This window comes from Methylophaga sp. UBA678 (genome assembly GCF_002299105.1).
GTDB classification, from domain to species: Bacteria; Pseudomonadota; Gammaproteobacteria; order Nitrosococcales; family Methylophagaceae; genus Methylophaga; species Methylophaga marina.
On sequence record NZ_DBNG01000006.1, the window covers coordinates 1 to 15,175 of the forward strand.

General features: G+C 42.6%; 20 protein-coding genes. 18 read left to right on the forward strand and 2 right to left on the reverse strand.

The genetic code is table 11. The annotated features are described in order from the left end of the window. The 18 genes from B3014_RS01880 to B3014_RS01965 form a co-directional block, all read left to right on the forward strand. On the forward strand, positions 1 to 271 hold a 271-nt coding region (locus tag B3014_RS01880), incomplete at its 5' end, for an SPOR domain-containing protein (RefSeq protein ID WP_289286895.1). A gap of 114 nt (positions 272 to 385) precedes the next feature. Continuing rightward, on the forward strand, positions 386 to 877 hold the full coding sequence (locus tag B3014_RS01885) for a CvpA family protein (RefSeq protein WP_286304672.1): 492 nt from the start codon (positions 386 to 388) through the stop codon (positions 875 to 877). A gap of 19 nt (positions 878 to 896) precedes the next feature. Then, complete coding sequence (purF, locus tag B3014_RS01890; protein WP_289244226.1) at positions 897 to 2,402, forward strand: amidophosphoribosyltransferase; 1,506 nt, start codon at positions 897 to 899, stop codon at positions 2,400 to 2,402. Positions 2,403 to 2,469: 67 nt separating this feature from the next. Further along, a complete protein-coding gene (locus B3014_RS01895) occupies positions 2,470 to 2,994 on the forward strand; it encodes a YceD family protein (RefSeq protein ID WP_289244227.1) in 525 nt (174 codons plus the stop codon). 34 nt (positions 2,995 to 3,028) lie between these two features. Beyond that, positions 3,029 to 3,208, forward strand: coding sequence for a 50S ribosomal protein L32 (gene rpmF, locus B3014_RS01900; RefSeq protein ID WP_007145145.1), 180 nt, complete (start codon positions 3,029 to 3,031; stop codon positions 3,206 to 3,208). Positions 3,209 to 3,221: 13 nt separating this feature from the next. Next, positions 3,222 to 4,241, forward strand: a complete 1,020-nt coding sequence (gene plsX, locus B3014_RS01905) for a phosphate acyltransferase PlsX (RefSeq protein ID WP_289244228.1) — start codon at positions 3,222 to 3,224, stop codon at positions 4,239 to 4,241. Next, the gene (locus B3014_RS01910; protein ID WP_414673345.1) at positions 4,241 to 5,197 is read left to right on the forward strand and encodes a beta-ketoacyl-ACP synthase III; all 957 of its coding nucleotides are present in this window, start codon (positions 4,241 to 4,243) and stop codon (positions 5,195 to 5,197) included. The genes plsX and B3014_RS01910 overlap by 1 nt, the downstream gene beginning before the upstream one ends. A 16-nt stretch (positions 5,198 to 5,213) precedes the next feature. Continuing rightward, a complete protein-coding gene (gene fabD, locus B3014_RS01915) occupies positions 5,214 to 6,149 on the forward strand; it encodes an ACP S-malonyltransferase (RefSeq protein ID WP_289244230.1) in 936 nt (311 codons plus the stop codon). A 1-nt stretch (position 6,150) separates the two neighbouring features. Then, positions 6,151 to 6,894 carry a 3-oxoacyl-ACP reductase FabG gene (gene fabG, locus B3014_RS01920; protein WP_289244231.1) on the forward strand — a complete coding sequence of 248 codons (744 nt, stop codon included), beginning with the start codon at positions 6,151 to 6,153 and terminating at the stop codon, positions 6,892 to 6,894. Between the two features lie 141 nt (positions 6,895 to 7,035). After that, entirely contained in the window at positions 7,036 to 7,272 is a 237-nt protein-coding gene (gene acpP / locus B3014_RS01925; RefSeq protein ID WP_007145140.1) for an acyl carrier protein, read from the forward strand. A gap of 93 nt (positions 7,273 to 7,365) precedes the next feature. Then, positions 7,366 to 8,607: a beta-ketoacyl-ACP synthase II gene (gene fabF / locus B3014_RS01930; protein ID WP_289244232.1), complete on the forward strand. Its 1,242-nt coding sequence runs from the start codon at positions 7,366 to 7,368 to the stop codon at positions 8,605 to 8,607. A gap of 1 nt (position 8,608) precedes the next feature. Next, the gene (gene pabC, locus B3014_RS01935; protein ID WP_289244233.1) at positions 8,609 to 9,439 is read left to right on the forward strand and encodes an aminodeoxychorismate lyase; all 831 of its coding nucleotides are present in this window, start codon (positions 8,609 to 8,611) and stop codon (positions 9,437 to 9,439) included. Position 9,440: 1 nt separating this feature from the next. Next, the gene (gene mltG / locus B3014_RS01940; protein WP_289244234.1) at positions 9,441 to 10,454 is read left to right on the forward strand and encodes an endolytic transglycosylase MltG; all 1,014 of its coding nucleotides are present in this window, start codon (positions 9,441 to 9,443) and stop codon (positions 10,452 to 10,454) included. Next, complete coding sequence (tmk, locus tag B3014_RS01945; protein ID WP_289244235.1) at positions 10,451 to 11,080, forward strand: dTMP kinase; 630 nt, start codon at positions 10,451 to 10,453, stop codon at positions 11,078 to 11,080. The genes mltG and tmk overlap by 4 nt, the downstream gene beginning before the upstream one ends. Beyond that, a complete protein-coding gene (locus B3014_RS01950; protein WP_289244236.1) occupies positions 11,077 to 12,045 on the forward strand; it encodes a DNA replication protein in 969 nt (322 codons plus the stop codon). Before tmk ends, B3014_RS01950 begins: the two co-directional genes overlap by 4 nt. Before the next feature lie 12 nt (positions 12,046 to 12,057). Further along, complete coding sequence (locus tag B3014_RS01955; protein WP_286304661.1) at positions 12,058 to 12,411, forward strand: PilZ domain-containing protein; 354 nt, start codon at positions 12,058 to 12,060, stop codon at positions 12,409 to 12,411. Between the two features lie 48 nt (positions 12,412 to 12,459). Next, on the forward strand, positions 12,460 to 13,233 hold the full coding sequence (locus tag B3014_RS01960) for a TatD family hydrolase (protein ID WP_289244237.1): 774 nt from the start codon (positions 12,460 to 12,462) through the stop codon (positions 13,231 to 13,233). A 4-nt stretch (positions 13,234 to 13,237) separates the two neighbouring features. Further along, positions 13,238 to 13,843, forward strand: a complete 606-nt coding sequence (locus B3014_RS01965) for an arylesterase (RefSeq protein ID WP_289244238.1) — start codon at positions 13,238 to 13,240, stop codon at positions 13,841 to 13,843. On the opposite strand, the gene B3014_RS01970 is transcribed toward B3014_RS01965, so the two are convergent. Then, entirely contained in the window at positions 13,840 to 14,748 is a 909-nt protein-coding gene (locus tag B3014_RS01970; protein WP_289244239.1) for a GGDEF domain-containing response regulator, read from the reverse strand. The two genes, B3014_RS01965 and B3014_RS01970, sit on opposite strands and share 4 nt — an antisense overlap. A gap of 42 nt (positions 14,749 to 14,790) precedes the next feature. Beyond that, positions 14,791 to 15,156: an Hpt domain-containing protein gene (locus tag B3014_RS01975; RefSeq protein ID WP_289244240.1), complete on the reverse strand. Its 366-nt coding sequence runs from the start codon at positions 15,154 to 15,156 to the stop codon at positions 14,791 to 14,793. Positions 15,157 to 15,175: the final 19 nt, after the last annotated feature.

A 15,175-nucleotide genomic window follows, 5' to 3' on the forward strand; every position in this document is an offset into this window, starting at 1 on the left:
TCCAGCTCCAGCTCCAGCTCCAGAAGTTAAAAACAACGAAACGTTATGGGTGTTACAGCTCGCCAGTTTCGGTGTTCGTGATAATGCTGACGCTTTATCAAAAGAACTTGAGTCTATGGGCTACAATCCTTTGATTGAAATACTCAAAACAGACGATAAACCTATCTATCGTGTTCGGTTACAACCTGTTTCAGACCGCGATAAATTAGAAGAAACGGCTAAAATATTGAACAAAAAGTTGAAGTTATCTACGCAGATTTTGCAATATTAACAAGTGTTTTCAGCGAACTATCCAACCATGAAATATAACTGTAAAACTTCTGGGTTGTTGATAGTTAATCTGTTAAAATTTCTCGTTTAGATCGCAGCTGATTGCGGGGTAACTATGGTTTGGGTTGACTATCTGATAATTGGTCTGATTTTTATGTCAGCCGCTATCAGTATTGTCCGAGGCTTCATGAAAGAAGTACTCTCATTGGCTAGCTGGATTCTAGCTTTTTGGGTAGCCATACTTTTTTACTCAAACCTCTCAACATTGTTAGCTGAATATATATCAACGCCTTCAATAAGATTGTTTCTTGCTTTTTTCGTTTTATTTGCTGTGACGCTCATACTCGGTGCGATGGTTAACCATCTAATATCACAAGTTGTCGAAAAAACTGGACTAACGGGGACAGACCGCGCCCTCGGTATCATTTTTGGACTAATACGTGGTGTGGCGTTAGTGACTATTTTGGTTTTAGCTGCTGGCGCAACCCCTATGCCGGCAGATTCTTGGTGGCAAAACTCGATATTATTAGAACATTTTATCAAGTTAGCAGTGTGGGTACGTGATCTGTTACCAGCAGATATCGCCCAGCATATCAACTACAATTAACTTCCTGACAGGGCAAATTATGTGCGGAATTATTGGTATTGTTGGTCATTCTGAGGTTAACCAGGCCTTATATGATGGATTGACCGTATTACAGCATCGTGGACAAGATGCTGCTGGAATAATGACTTGTGACGATGATGGCAAGTTTTTTCTTCGTAAGGATAATGGTCTCGTCAAGGATGTCTTTCATACACGCCATATGATTCGCCTAAAAGGAAAGATGGGTATTGGTCATATCCGCTATCCTACAGCTGGCTGTTCGACATCAGCTGAATCGCAGCCGTTTTATGTCAACTCTCCATTTGGTATTGCCCTTGCCCATAACGGTAACCTTACCAATACAAAAGTTCTGAAAGATGAATTATTTCAGACAGATCGTCGACATTTGAATACGGATTCTGATTCAGAAGTTTTGCTCAATGTATTAGCTCATGAGTTACAAAACAGCTCAAAATTAACACCTCAACCGCAAGATATTTTTAATGCGGTCGCACAGGTTCATCGTCGTTGCAGAGGCGCTTATGCTGCTGTTGCCATGATCTCAGGGGTTGGCGTCATGGCATTTCGTGACCCATATGGCATTCGACCAGCGGTCATCGGTAAACGCGAAACAGAGCAGGGTACAGAGTATGTTGTTGCCTCAGAAAGTGTTGCCGTTGATATTCTCGACTATGAATTAGTCCGTGATATTGAACCGGGTGAATGTGTCTTTATTGATACAAAAGGTAACTTCTATTCTCAGCAATGTGCTGAAAATCCAGTGAAATCACCTTGTATTTTTGAGTACGTTTATTTTGCTCGTCCTGACTCGATGATGGATGGCATTTCTGTGCATAAAAGTCGCATGCGCATGGGTACAAAACTCGCGCAAAAAATTAAACGTGAATTTCCTGAACACGATATTGATGTCGTTATTCCGATACCTGATACCAGTCGAAGTGCCGCTTTACAGCTTTCTTATGATTTGGGCGTCGTGTATCGAGAGGGCTTTATTAAAAATCGCTATATCGGTCGCACATTTATTATGCCTGGCCAAACCATGCGTAAGAAGTCAGTTCGTCAAAAATTAAATGCTATTGATTTAGAGTTCAGGGGCAAAAATGTTCTCTTAGTAGATGACTCTATCGTTCGTGGTACGACATCACAGCAAATTGTTCAGATGGCAAGAGATGCAGGCGCTAATAAAGTGTATTTAGCTTCTGCCGCGCCACCTGTTCGTTTCCCGAACGTTTACGGTATTGATATGCCATCAGCAAATGAATTTGTGGCTCATGATAGAAATGTTGAAGAAATATCAAAACAATTAGGTGTCGACTGGCTCATCTATCAAGATCTTCATGACTTGGTAGCGGCGATCAATAAAAAGTCGGACGTAGAGCGTTTTGATACATCATGTTTTGATGGTGAATACATTACAGGGGATATTGATGCGAACTACTTATATTACATCGATGCCATGAGAAACGATCTAAACAAACAAAACTCTGACAAAAGTAATGCTGTGATTGAGTTACACAATAATTGAATATGATTAGGCCAACAATGCATCCACTTTGCTGTTTTTCGATATTTCTTATATAATCCCGTCGATTATGCGCCAGCAATTACCAAAAGAAATTGATCCGTTTCGATTTGCTCATAATGGACGGGAACTTGAAGGTGAAATTGAACTGACAGAACTGTCACGTTTGAAGCCATCTTTATTTAGTGACTCAGGTACAGTCAAAATCAAAATGCGATTTGATATTGACCAAACCGGCACACCCTACATGCAAGGTAACTTTGTGACGACACTATCACTCACCTGTGAGCGGTGTATGGAAGAGTTACTCTACCCTGTAGAAGTCAATACGCTGTTAGGTTTGGTAAAGCATGAACGTCTTGTTAGCCGATTATCAGAGCAGTATGAGCCTTGGATAATTGACGAAACAGAGTTTGTGAACCCTGCTGACGTGGTTGAAGATGAATTAATCTTGGCACTTCCCCTGGTGCCTAAACATGATTTTGATTGTCTGCCGAAAGAAGTCTGGCAATCTGGGGATGAAGAGATAGAGGAGACACCTGAAAAACAGGCATCTCCGTTTGCAGTGTTATCTGCATTGAAATCAAAAAAATAATTTTGAATTTTTAAAAGGCTTAGGAGTTTTAGTCATGGCTGTTCAACAAAACAAAAAAAGTGCATCACGTCGTGGAATGCGTCGTTCACATGATGCGTTAACAGAAACAACATTATCTGTTGATTCTACATCAGGTGAGTTACACCGTCGTCATCACGTATCAGCTGATGGCTACTACCGTGGTCGTAAAGTCGTTGCGGATAAAAGCGAATAAGGCATAAACACAATTGAGCCTGACGATATCAATTGATGCAATGGGCGGGGATCACGGACCTCAAGTCGTGATCCCCGCTGCCATATCAGCATTAAAAAAACATCCAGATGTCACATTAATTCTTGTTGGTGATGAAGAAACTATTCATTCAAACCTTCAAAAGAATGGTGCTGATAACGAACCAAGATTAATTGTCCATCATGCTTCTCAGCAGGTAGAGATGGATGAATTACCCTCCCAAGCACTGCGCGGAAAGAAAGATTCCTCAATGCGAGTGGCTATTAACTTAGTCAAAGAAGGTCAAGCCGCTGCTTGTGTCAGTGCCGGTAATACTGGTGCCTTGATGGCTACAGCCAGATTTGTTTTAAAAACATTACCAGGTATCGAAAGACCCGCTATTGTTTCAGCTTTGCCAACGATGAAAGGGCATACCTATGTTCTGGATCTAGGGGCTAATGTTGATTCAAGTGCTGCACACCTGGTTCAGTTTGCTTTAATGGGCTCTGTTCTTGCTGAATTGGTTGATGGTAAAGAAAAACCAAAGGTTGGCTTACTTAATATCGGTTCAGAAGAAATCAAAGGTAATGAACGGGTAAAAGAAGCCTCTCGGCTGCTAGAGCAAACAGACCTGAACTACATCGGTTACGTTGAAGGTGATGGTTTATACCATGGTGAAGCAGATGTGCTTGTTTGTGACGGTTTTGTCGGCAATGTGGCGTTGAAAACGAGTGAAGGCGTTGTTCATATGATTCGTCATTACTTGCGACAATCATTTACCCGAAACTGGTTGACGAAATTGGCCGGATTAATTGCCTCGCCAGTATTAAAACATTTCCGTAACGAGTTAGATCCGCGTGCATACAACGGTGCGAATTTAATTGGCTTACAAGGTATCGTGATTAAAAGTCATGGTAGCGCAGATGAGTTTGCGTTCGCAAATGCCATTAACATTGCCATTGTAGAAGCCGCCCAGGACGTACCTAAAAATATAACAAAACACTTGGAAGTGTTACTGGAAGGACAAGTATTGTGATGTATTCTCGTATAGCGGGTACAGGCAGCTATCTGCCAGAAAAAGTACTCAGCAATCATGATCTTGAGTCAATGGTAGAAACCAGTGATCAATGGATTAAAGAACGGACGGGAATCAAAGAACGTCACATTGCTGCAGAGAATGAAACAACCACAGACCTAGCTTATCAAGCGTCTTTAAAAGCAATTGAAGCGGCTGGAATCAACAATGATGACATTGATCTGATCATTGTGGCGACGACGACACCGACACAAATATTTCCAAGTACTGCCTCATTATTACAAGCCAAACTTAACATCGCTGGCTGTCCTGCCTTTGATATTCAAGCTGTATGTACCGGTTTTGTTTATGCGCTGACTGTGGCCGATAAATTCATCAAATCTGGCGGTGTTAAGAATGTGCTTGTTGTTGGTGCTGAAACTATTTCACGCATCATCGATTGGACTGACAGAAATACATGTGTGCTGTTTGGTGATGGGGCAGGAGCGGTAGTGCTTCAAGCCTCAGAACAGCCTGGTATTATTTCAACACATATCCATTCAGATGGCAGTTTCAATCGTTTGTTACAAGTCCCAACGGGTCCCGGTTCAGTAGTGACTGATGAATCTCCATATATCGATATGCAGGGTAATGAAGTATTCAAGGTTGCCGTCAAAACGCTCAGTAGTATTGTTGATGAAACGCTTGAGGCTAATCAGCTTGATAAAAGCGATATCGATTGGTTAATTCCCCATCAAGCTAATATTCGAATTATCGCGGCTACAGCACGAAAGCTACAGATGTCTATGGATCACGTTGTGGTTACTGTAGATAAACATGGTAATACTTCAGCGGCATCAATACCGTTGGCGCTTGATGTAGCGGTGCGTGATGGTCGCATAAAACGTGGTGAGACTTTATTGTTTGAAGCCTTTGGTGGCGGATTCACATGGGGTTCAGCCCTTATTCAGTACTGATATTCAGGGGTAATGAATGAAATCAGCTTTTGTTTTTCCCGGTCAGGGATCTCAATCAATCGGTATGTTATCTGAGATAGCTACTGAACATGACATCGTTAAAGAAACATTCCAGCAAGCATCTGATGCACTTAATTATGATCTATGGGATTTAGTTTCAAATGGTCCTGAAGAATCGTTAAACCAGACAGACCGTACTCAACCTGCCATGTTAACAGCAGGTATTGCCATGTGGCGTGTATGGCAATCAGTTTCTGCTATCAAGCCAGATTATTTTGCTGGTCACAGTCTTGGTGAATATACAGCACTTGTCGCTGCAGAAGCTATCGATTTTAGTGATGCTGTCAAATTGGTTGAATTACGTGGTCAATATATGCAGCAAGCTGTCCCTGCTGGTGAAGGTGCTATGGCTGCGATTCTTGGTCTGTCAGATGATATCGTACGTGATGTCTGCAGCGAAGCATCCATTATCGGTGTTGTTGAGGCTGTCAATTTTAACTCGCCTGGTCAGGTTGTCATTGCTGGTTCGACAGCTGCGGTAAAAAAAGCCACTGAGATAGCAACAGAGAAAGGTGCAAAGCGCGCCTTAATACTGCCTGTAAGCGTGCCATCACACTGTGCATTAATGCGCCCGGCGGCTGAGCAATTAGCTCAAAAACTTGATGAAATTTCAATCCATATGCCAACAACGCCTGTTATCCACAATGCCAGCGTAACTGCAGCAGAAGATGTGGTGTCTGTTAAATCGCTTTTAGCTCAGCAGTTATACAGTCCTGTCCGTTGGGTGGAAACAGTGCAGTGGTTTGCAGCAGAAAATGTGAGTCAACTTGTTGAGTGTGGTCCTGGAAAAGTCTTAGCAGGCTTAACAAAGCGTATCGATAAATCAGTTAACGCAGTGCCATTATTTGATTTGACCACGCTTGAGAAAGCACAACAAGTATTAGGAGAATAAAATGAGCTTAGATGGAAAAATTGCTCTGGTCACTGGAGCTACACGCGGCATTGGTAAGGCGATTGCGATCAGTTTGGGAGAGCAAGGTGCAACTGTTATCGGTACAGCAACATCTGAAAATGGTGCCGCGACTATTTCAGACTTTCTAAAAGAAGCCAACATTCAAGGTCGTGGTATCGTTCTTAATGTCACCGATGCTGATGCTATTGATAATGTTGTCTCGACGATTGAGTCTGAGTTTGGTGCGCCGGAAATTCTGGTTAATAATGCTGGCATCACACGCGACAACTTATTAATGCGTATGAAAGATGATGAGTGGGATGACATCATTAATACAAACCTCACTCCGATTTATAAGCTTAGTAAACGTTGCCTAAGAGCGATGACTAAAGCGCGCTGGGGTAGAATTATTACGATCACGTCTGTAGTGGGTGCAATGGGCAATGCTGGACAGACTAACTATGCAGCGGCAAAAGCTGGTGTAATCGGCTTCAGCAAGTCTCTAGCTCGCGAAGTGGGTGCCCGCGGCATTACGGTCAATACTGTTGCTCCTGGCTTTATCGATACCGATATGACAAGTTCTTTGCCAGAAGCTCACAAGACTGCGTTACTTGAGCAAGTCCCATTAAAGAGATTGGGTTTACCTGAGGAGATTGCCGCTGCGGTGAGTTATCTTGCCAGTACCCATGCTGGATATGTGACGGGAGAAACATTGCACGTTAATGGCGGCATGTATATGAGCTAATAGTCTGTAACTGACTATTAATTAAGTAATTTAATTATGAGTCAAGTTATATGAATGCCATTTAGCTTGTCTCAATGGTGCAGGCACTATAAAATGCCTGCACATTGTTTGATGTATTAACCACCAAAGGAAATATTAGTTATGAGTGATATCGAAGCTCGCGTAAAAGAAATTGTTGTTGAACAATTAGGTGTCAACGCTGATGAAGTAACTGCGGATGCTTCATTTATCGACGACCTGGGCGCAGACTCTCTGGATACAGTAGAGTTGGTTATGGCTTTGGAAGAAGCTTTCGAATGTGAAATCCCAGACGAAGAAGCTGAGAAAATCACTACAGTTAAAGAAGCCGTTTCTTATATTAACGCACATCAGTCTTAATATAACTAAAAGCGCTTATGATAGCCGTCTAGTGTGTGAGAACATGCTAGGCGGCTATGTCATGTATACCTGTAGGTTTAAGGGGAAAACCTGATGTCGAAAAGACGCGTTGTCGTTACTGGTCTTGGAGCTGTCACGCCAGTCGGGCTGACAGTAAAAGAAAGCTGGGAAAATATTGTTGCAGGAAAAAGTGGTGTAGCACCACTGACGTTGTTTGATGTTTCAGAGTTTACTGTTCGCTTTGGTGCGAGCGTGAAAAATTTTGACGTCACATCAGTCATTCCTAAAAAAGACGCCAAAAAAATGGATACCTTCATTCATTACGGTATCGCAGCAGCCAAAGAAGCTATTGAAGACGCTGGACTGGTTATTACCGATGAAAATGCAGAAAGAATTGGTGTTGCTATTGGTTCAGGTATTGGCGGCTTACCCGGTATCGAAGCAGGTTACGACAGTTATTTGAATGGTGGACCTCGTAAAATCTCACCTTTCTTTGTACCGAGTAATATCATTAATATGATATCAGGCAATTTATCCATCATGTATGGAATGAAAGGGCCTAATACGGCTATCGTAACAGCTTGCTCAACGGGTACACACTGTATCTCTGCTGCGGGACGCATGATTCAATATGGTGATGCGGATGTCATGATTGCCGGTGGCGCAGAAATGGCCACATCGAAAACCGGTCTTGGTGGCTTCGCCGCAGCACGTGCATTGTCAACGCGAAATGATGATCCTGCAGCGGCTAGTCGTCCGTGGGATAAAGACCGTGATGGTTTTGTATTAGGTGATGGTGCGGGTGTCATTGTCCTGGAAGAGTATGAACATGCAGTGAAGCGTGGTGCCACTATCTATGCTGAACTTGTTGGTTCAGGCATGAGCAGTGACGCGTATCATATGACATCACCTTCTGAAGGCGGAGAAGGCGCTGCACGCTGTATGGTCAATGCGATCAAGGATGCAGGTTTAAATCCTGAAGCAATCGATTATATCAATGCACATGGCACATCGACTCCTGCAGGTGATGCCGCTGAGACACAAGCCATCAAAAAAGCATTAGGTGATGCGGCAAACAACGTAGCGATAAGTTCAACTAAATCGATGATTGGCCACCTATTGGGTGCTGCAGGTGGCGTAGAAGCGGTATTTAGCTTACTTGCAATACGTGACCAAGTTGCACCACCAACAATTAACCTTGATAATCAGGATGAAAGTTGTGACCTCGATTACGTACCTAACACTGCACGACAAATGAAAATTGATGTCGCCATGTCTAACTCATTTGGTTTTGGCGGTACGAACGGTACTGTAATATTCAAAAAGTTAAGTTAAGTTGAGTGAACCGGTGATTCTGATAAATGGTCAACCGGCAACAACGCTTTCAGTAGCAGACCGTGGCCTTCAATACGGCGACGGTCTGTTTGAAACTATCCCTTTTCGACATGGAAAACTAGAATACCTCGATGCCCATATTGAACGTTTACTTCGTGGGTGCAGTCGCTTACAAATCGACTTCACTGATTTAGCGTTACTTCAGCATGAGTTAGTCACACTTTGTGCGCAGACAGCACAAGATGCTGTGATAAAAATCATGATTACTCGTGGTAGCGGTGGGCGCGGCTATAAACCGCCTCTGGATGCATTGCCCCAGCGTATTATTGCTAGTCATCCTTTACCAGACTATCCCGCTCATTATTCCGAAGGCGTCACAGTTCAACTCTGTTCAATACGACTTTCTTCGAATCCACTATTGGCTGGCATAAAGCATTTGAACCGCCTTGAACAAGTGCTAGCGCGTAATGAATGGTCTACTGACGTGATTGCAGAAGGCTTGATGTTAGACTACCAAGACCGGCTTGTTGAAGGGACAATGAGTAATCTGTTTCTGGTCAAAGATGAACATTTATTGACACCGAACCTGAATGAGAGCGGGATAGAAGGGATTATGCGTCAGCGAGTAATAGAACTTGCCTCAGTTTTAAATATACCCACTGAAATAACGACCTTAAACATGGATGATTTGTACCAAGCGGATGAAGTCTTCCTCACAAACAGTTTGATTAACATATGGCCAGTCACTGCACTGAGCGGAACCAACAAAACATGGTCTCACGGCGCTATAACACAACGTTTGCAAAAGGCACTGAGCACTACTGACAATTGATATGAAGAATACGATTTTATTAAAAACTCTCATGCCGGCGTTGTTAGCTGCTGTCATCTGTACCTATATTGTTATCCAATACAACCGTTTTATGACCACACCGCTTTCCATTGCTGAGCCGGTAGCATTTGTTGTTGAACCGGGTAGTAATCTTAAGCGTGTCAGTCAGCAATTATACGAGCAAAATATTACTTCAATCACGCCGATACACTTGCGAATTTATGGAAGAGTCAATGACTTAGCCAGCAAAATTAAAGCAGGTGAATATGAGTTGTCCCCGAGTGATACCTTGCCAGAAGTCATGAATAAACTCGTCTCTGGCAAAGTGATAATGAACTCACTGACCATCGTTGAGGGAATGACAGCACAGTCACTTATTGATGTAGTAGCCGCTCATCCAAAAATCAAACACACCATAGAAAAGGCGGAACTAAGTGAGGTCATGAAAGCCTTAGGCAAACCAGATGTAGAAGGTGAGGGCTGGTTTCTTCCTGAAACATATCATTTTCCTACTGGTACCACCGATATTGAATTTTTGAAACGTGCATACGAACAGATGCAGACGGTCTTAAAACAAGCATGGGAATATCGCGCTAAGGACCTTCCATATGAATCACCTTATGAGGTGTTGATCATGGCGTCTATTATCGAAAAAGAAACCGCCGTGGCTGATGAGCGACCAGAAATTGCTGGTGTATTTGTGCGCAGACTAGAAAAAGGCATGCGGCTACAAACAGATCCAACTGTGATTTATGGCATCAGGAAAAACTTTGATGGTAATTTACGTAAGAAAGATCTGAGAACTGACACTCCTTACAATACCTACACACGTAGTGGTTTACCACCGACCCCTATTTGTTTACCAAGTAGAGAATCAATCAACGCTGCACTTCATCCAGCTAAAGGTAACAGCTTATACTTTGTAGCAACGGGTATAGATGGCAGACATATCTTTTCATCCAATCTGGCCGACCACAATAAAGCGGTAAGAAAGTATCAATTGAATAAACAATGATCGGTAAATTTATCAGTATTGAAGGTATTGAAGGTGCTGGCAAGTCAACGCAAATCCAGTTTATCAAAACCTATTTAGAGCGGTTCAATCAAACTGTCGTCGTCACACGCGAACCCGGTGGTACACCACTGGCTGAAGAAATTCGTGAGTTATTACTCAAACCACGAGAAGAGCGGATGAGTGATGATACAGAATTATTACTTATGTTTGCTGCACGTGCTCAGCATATTAATCAGGTCATTCTTCCTGCTGTATCAGAAGGAAAGTGGGTCGTATGTGACCGCTTTGTTGATGCCACGTTTGCATATCAGGGGGCGGGACGAGGTATTCATGAAGAACGCATTGCCGCTCTGTCTGAGTGGACGCTGGCAGGTCTGAAAACCGATTTAACGTTACTCTTTGATTTGCCTGTCGATGTGGGGCAGCAACGTGTTAACCAGAGATTGTTGCAGAAAGATCGGTTTGAGCAAGAAAAAACTGACTTTTTTGAGAAAATTCGTCATTGTTATCTTGAACGTGCAGCCGCTGAGCCTGAACGTATTCAGATTATCGATGCAGAGAAGTCTATTACGGCTATTGAACAGCAAGTTTCTAACATACTTGATAAATTACTGAAAAAAGTATGAAAACAGAGCTATATCCCTGGCATCAGCTTGCTTGGCAACATATTGTTTCACTTTATCAGTCTAAACGAATGCCTCATGCTCTTTTGCTAAACGGAATCTATGGACTAGACAATGATGTGCTTGCCAACAAGCTGACTAAAAGTCTGTTATGTCTAAATCCGACGGAGGACTTTGAGAGCTGCAATACTTGTCATAGCTGTCAGTTATTTTCAGCAGAAAGTCATCCAGATCATACTGTTCTAAAGCCAGAGGAGGCCGGTAAGCAGATAAAAGTCGATCAAATCCGGCAGCTGAAAGATTTACAGTCCTTAATGCCTAAGGTTTCTCCAGCTAAAACTGTTATTATCCAGCAAGCAGATCGTATGAATACCAATGCTTTTAACAGTTTGTTAAAGCTGCTTGAGGAACCGCAGGATAATACCATCCTAATTCTGGTGGCCAGCTCGCTCCACAGACTTCCAATAACGATAAAAAGCCGTTGTCAAACGATTACTATATCACGACCAGAATATGCTCTGGCTGCTGAATGGTTACAGAGCCAATCCGACTGGAATCAGCAGGAGATTGAGACTGTGCTGAAACTGGCTCATGGTGGGCCAGTAGCTGCACTAGATATAGGTGAAGAAGGGATTGAGCAGAGCAAACAGGTTTTTCGAGGTATGGCAGCATTAATGCGTGCTGAAGCCAATCCTGTGCAACTCGCCTCTCAATGGCAAGCGTTTGATCTGATTTCTGTGTTACATCAATTACAAGCCATGATACAAACCAAACTGGCTTCACTGTTAGATGGAAAAGAGCAGCTAGAATCCCATCTCCTCAAGCATTATTGGGCTATTTCAGATTGCATCATCCATACAATGAAGTTACTATCCTCTCAGAATAACCTAAATAAAACCTTACTTTTAGAAGATTTGATGGTGTCGATTATGCAACATGCACGTCAGATTCAGCAGCATCAACAATAAACAGGTAATACAATGGCTTCTAATCCAAGAAAAGGCATTTTGTCACTGAAAATTACCGATCAGAATATGCTGTATCACTCTTATATGCCTTATGTAAAAAATGGTGGTTTGTTTATTCCCACAACCAAAAGCTATCAGCTCGGTGAAGAGGTATTTATTCTTTTGTCACTGATGGATGAGGCAGAAAAGTTACCGGTGGCGGGAACTATCGTCTGGATAACACCACGTGGTGCTCAAGGTAATCAGGCAGCCGGTATTGGTGTCCATTTCAGTGATATTGACGGGAGTGCTGCTGTTGTCAGAGGTAAGATTGAAAACTATTTAGTCGATAAGCTTAAATCAGATAAAGCCACTTATACCATGTAAGCCTGTTCTTAACGGCTTCCATTCCCCTATTTCAAGTTGTTATTGTTTATGTATATTGATTCACATTGTCACCTCAATTTGCTTGCCGATGAAGAGGGCGGCATAGATGCTATGGTTTCCGAGGCAGAAAGTCAGGGAATAGATCATATTCTCTGTATCGCTATCGATAAAAAAAGCTCGCTGGATGTAAAAAACATTGCTGATCGTTACCCTAATGTCAGTGCCAGTGTCGGCATTCATCCTAATGTCGAAGCAGATGAGCAATATTCTGTGGAATCATTGGTAGAAGAAGCTACTCATCCTAAAGTCATTGCTATCGGTGAAACCGGTCTCGACTATTTCCGTAGTGAAGGTGATCTTGCCTGGCAACGTGATCGTTTTCGTGTGCATATTGAAGCGGGTAAACAAACGAAGAAACCTTTAATCATTCACACGCGTGAAGCACGCGAAGATACGATGACGATACTTGAAAATGAGAATGCACGAGATGCCGGCGGCATTATTCACTGTTTCACTGAAAATTGGGAAACGGCTCAGCGAGCACTGGATATTGGTTTTTATATTTCGCTATCAGGCATTGTGACATTTAAAAGTGCGAAAGAGTTACAGGAAGTCGCTAAAAAATTGCCATTAGACAGAGTATTGATAGAGACTGACGCACCGTATCTGGCACCAGTGCCACACCGCGGGAAAACCAATAAGCCAGTTTTTGTAAAACATGTGGCCGAGTTTTTAGCTGAGTTACGTGGTGATACGGTTGAAAATATTGCTGCTGTCACCAGTCAGAATTTTAGGTGCTTGTTTCCTACAGTGGCAGCTTAAGAGTATGAGACAGATAAATAGAAAATGGACATTTCTTCTATTAATCATCGCGCTTGTATTCCTTCAAGCTTGTTCAGATGAAAAACAGAAATTTGAACTCGCCGATTCCGATGTCATATTAGCGTTTGGTGATAGCCTGACGTTTGGCACTGGCGCTAACCCTGAACAAAGTTATCCTGCTCAACTTGCTAAGCTTACCGGTCGAACTGTTATTAACGCTGGTGTGCCCGGTGAGATAAGTGAAAAGGCACTGGAGCGACTACCTGAATTGTTAAATAAACATCATCCTCAACTGGTGATTTTATGTCATGGTGGCAATGACTTATTGAGAAAACTGAATGTAGGCGAACTGGAATCAAACCTGGGCAAGATGGTTGATCTCATCCAGCAAAGCGGCGCTAAGGTGCTTTTAGTCTCGGTGCCTAAACCGGGATTATTGATGCAAGCTTCACCTGTCTACCAACGTATAGCTGAAGCTAAGGACGTTGCCATTGAAGACGGCATCATCGCAAAAGTTGAAGGTGAAATAGAATGGAAATCAGATCCGATTCATCCTAATGCCATCGGTTATAAAAAGATTGCAGAGCAACTCGCTCTGTGGATTGATTAATCCGGAACGGTAACAATCTTATTACGCCCAGCGCCTTTCGCCTCATAGAGTGCTTCGTCTGCTTGTTTAATAAGATTAGCAACCTTGGAGTGCTGACTTGGCTGGTGAATACAAACGCCGATGCTCGTTGTCACATCGATAGCTTGATTGAATTCCATATCCATATTTTCAACAGTAGATCGGATTCGTTCAAAGAGTAGCTCACTTTCATCACGTTTCTTTAAACAGGCAGCGATAAGAAATTCTTCTCCACCATAGCGGCACAATACATCATATGGACGCAAAGTTTGCTGAACGTGTTTACTAAACTGTTTAAGGACTTTATCGCCTTCCGGGTGGCCGTAGAAGTCGTTAATGTGTTTGAAATGATCAATATCAAGTAAAGCCACAGCCAGTAATTCGTTCTTTCTAATACACCGTTCTATCTCAATATCTACCGCAACAATGCCTGCTCGACGGTTCATCACACCCGTCAGTTCATCATAATAAGCAAGCTTCTCAAGCATTTTGTTTGTATTGATTAAGCGATCCTGCACGCGCAGAATGCGCTCGGCTACAGCATATTTGGCTTTTAAAAATAAGCCATCGATGGGTTTGGTGATAAAGTCATCCGCGCCTGCAGCCAAGGCTTCAATAATCTGCTCTTTTTTATTGTTTGAAGAAACAATAATAACGTAAGGAGGGGAGTCGATCAGGTTTTGACGAATTAGGCTGGTAATCTCAACGCCATTAATACCTGGCATATTCCAGTCGAGAAAGATTAATTCAGGTGCTTCAGTTTGATTGATGACAGCCATGGCCTCGTGACCGTCTTTGGTAACGTGTAACTCACAGCCATAACCTTTAAGTAGGGAAGAGAGTGTGAGACGACTCACTTCATCATCATCAGCAATTAATACTTTCATCAATTAGACCTTGTGGTTGTCAGTTACAAGATGGCTATATATCTAAGTGGTATTGTGGTTGAGGTAATCAGTCATGGTCAACTGGATATCTGATATATCGTTCTTTAACAATGACATCTCACTTTCAATTCTTTCGATATCAGTCGCATTAGCAGCTTCTTCAATGGCAATACAATCATCTACAACTCTTAAAGCACCTACTGCAGATGCACTGCCTTTTAATTTGTGTGCATGGGCTTTTATGGATACGAAGTCTTTCTGTGATCGTGACGACTCCAGTACAGACATCGCTTTTTCAACATTATCTAAAAACATCTGCATCATCTTTTGTAGTAGGGCTTCATCATTCAGTAATCTGTTGTAAGCACCTTCACGGTCCCATAGTGCGTGTGTGGTTTCTCTCTCCATATTGTTACCTATATGACAT

Bases quoted from the DNA above. Each gene is read 5' to 3' on its own strand.
- B3014_RS01885 (WP_286304672.1), top strand. From the start codon at position 386: ATGGTTTGGGTTGACTATCTGATAATTGGTCTGATTTTTATGTCAGCC.
- purF (WP_289244226.1), top strand. From the start codon at position 897: ATGTGCGGAATTATTGGTATTGTTGGTCATTCTGAGGTTAACCAGGCC.
- B3014_RS01895 (WP_289244227.1), top strand. From the start codon at position 2,470: ATGCGCCAGCAATTACCAAAAGAAATTGATCCGTTTCGATTTGCTCAT.
- rpmF (WP_007145145.1), top strand. From the start codon at position 3,029: ATGGCTGTTCAACAAAACAAAAAAAGTGCATCACGTCGTGGAATGCGT.
- B3014_RS01910 (WP_414673345.1), top strand. From the start codon at position 4,241: ATGTATTCTCGTATAGCGGGTACAGGCAGCTATCTGCCAGAAAAAGTA.
- fabD (WP_289244230.1), top strand. From the start codon at position 5,214: ATGAAATCAGCTTTTGTTTTTCCCGGTCAGGGATCTCAATCAATCGGT.
- fabG (WP_289244231.1), top strand. From the start codon at position 6,151: ATGAGCTTAGATGGAAAAATTGCTCTGGTCACTGGAGCTACACGCGGC.
- acpP (WP_007145140.1), top strand. From the start codon at position 7,036: ATGAGTGATATCGAAGCTCGCGTAAAAGAAATTGTTGTTGAACAATTA.
- fabF (WP_289244232.1), top strand. From the start codon at position 7,366: ATGTCGAAAAGACGCGTTGTCGTTACTGGTCTTGGAGCTGTCACGCCA.
- mltG (WP_289244234.1), top strand. From the start codon at position 9,441: ATGAAGAATACGATTTTATTAAAAACTCTCATGCCGGCGTTGTTAGCT.
- tmk (WP_289244235.1), top strand. From the start codon at position 10,451: ATGATCGGTAAATTTATCAGTATTGAAGGTATTGAAGGTGCTGGCAAG.
- B3014_RS01950 (WP_289244236.1), top strand. From the start codon at position 11,077: ATGAAAACAGAGCTATATCCCTGGCATCAGCTTGCTTGGCAACATATT.
- B3014_RS01955 (WP_286304661.1), top strand. From the start codon at position 12,058: ATGGCTTCTAATCCAAGAAAAGGCATTTTGTCACTGAAAATTACCGAT.
- B3014_RS01960 (WP_289244237.1), top strand. From the start codon at position 12,460: ATGTATATTGATTCACATTGTCACCTCAATTTGCTTGCCGATGAAGAG.
- B3014_RS01965 (WP_289244238.1), top strand. From the start codon at position 13,238: ATGAGACAGATAAATAGAAAATGGACATTTCTTCTATTAATCATCGCG.
- B3014_RS01970 (WP_289244239.1), bottom strand. From the start codon at position 14,748: ATGAAAGTATTAATTGCTGATGATGATGAAGTGAGTCGTCTCACACTC.
- B3014_RS01975 (WP_289244240.1), bottom strand. From the start codon at position 15,156: ATGGAGAGAGAAACCACACACGCACTATGGGACCGTGAAGGTGCTTAC.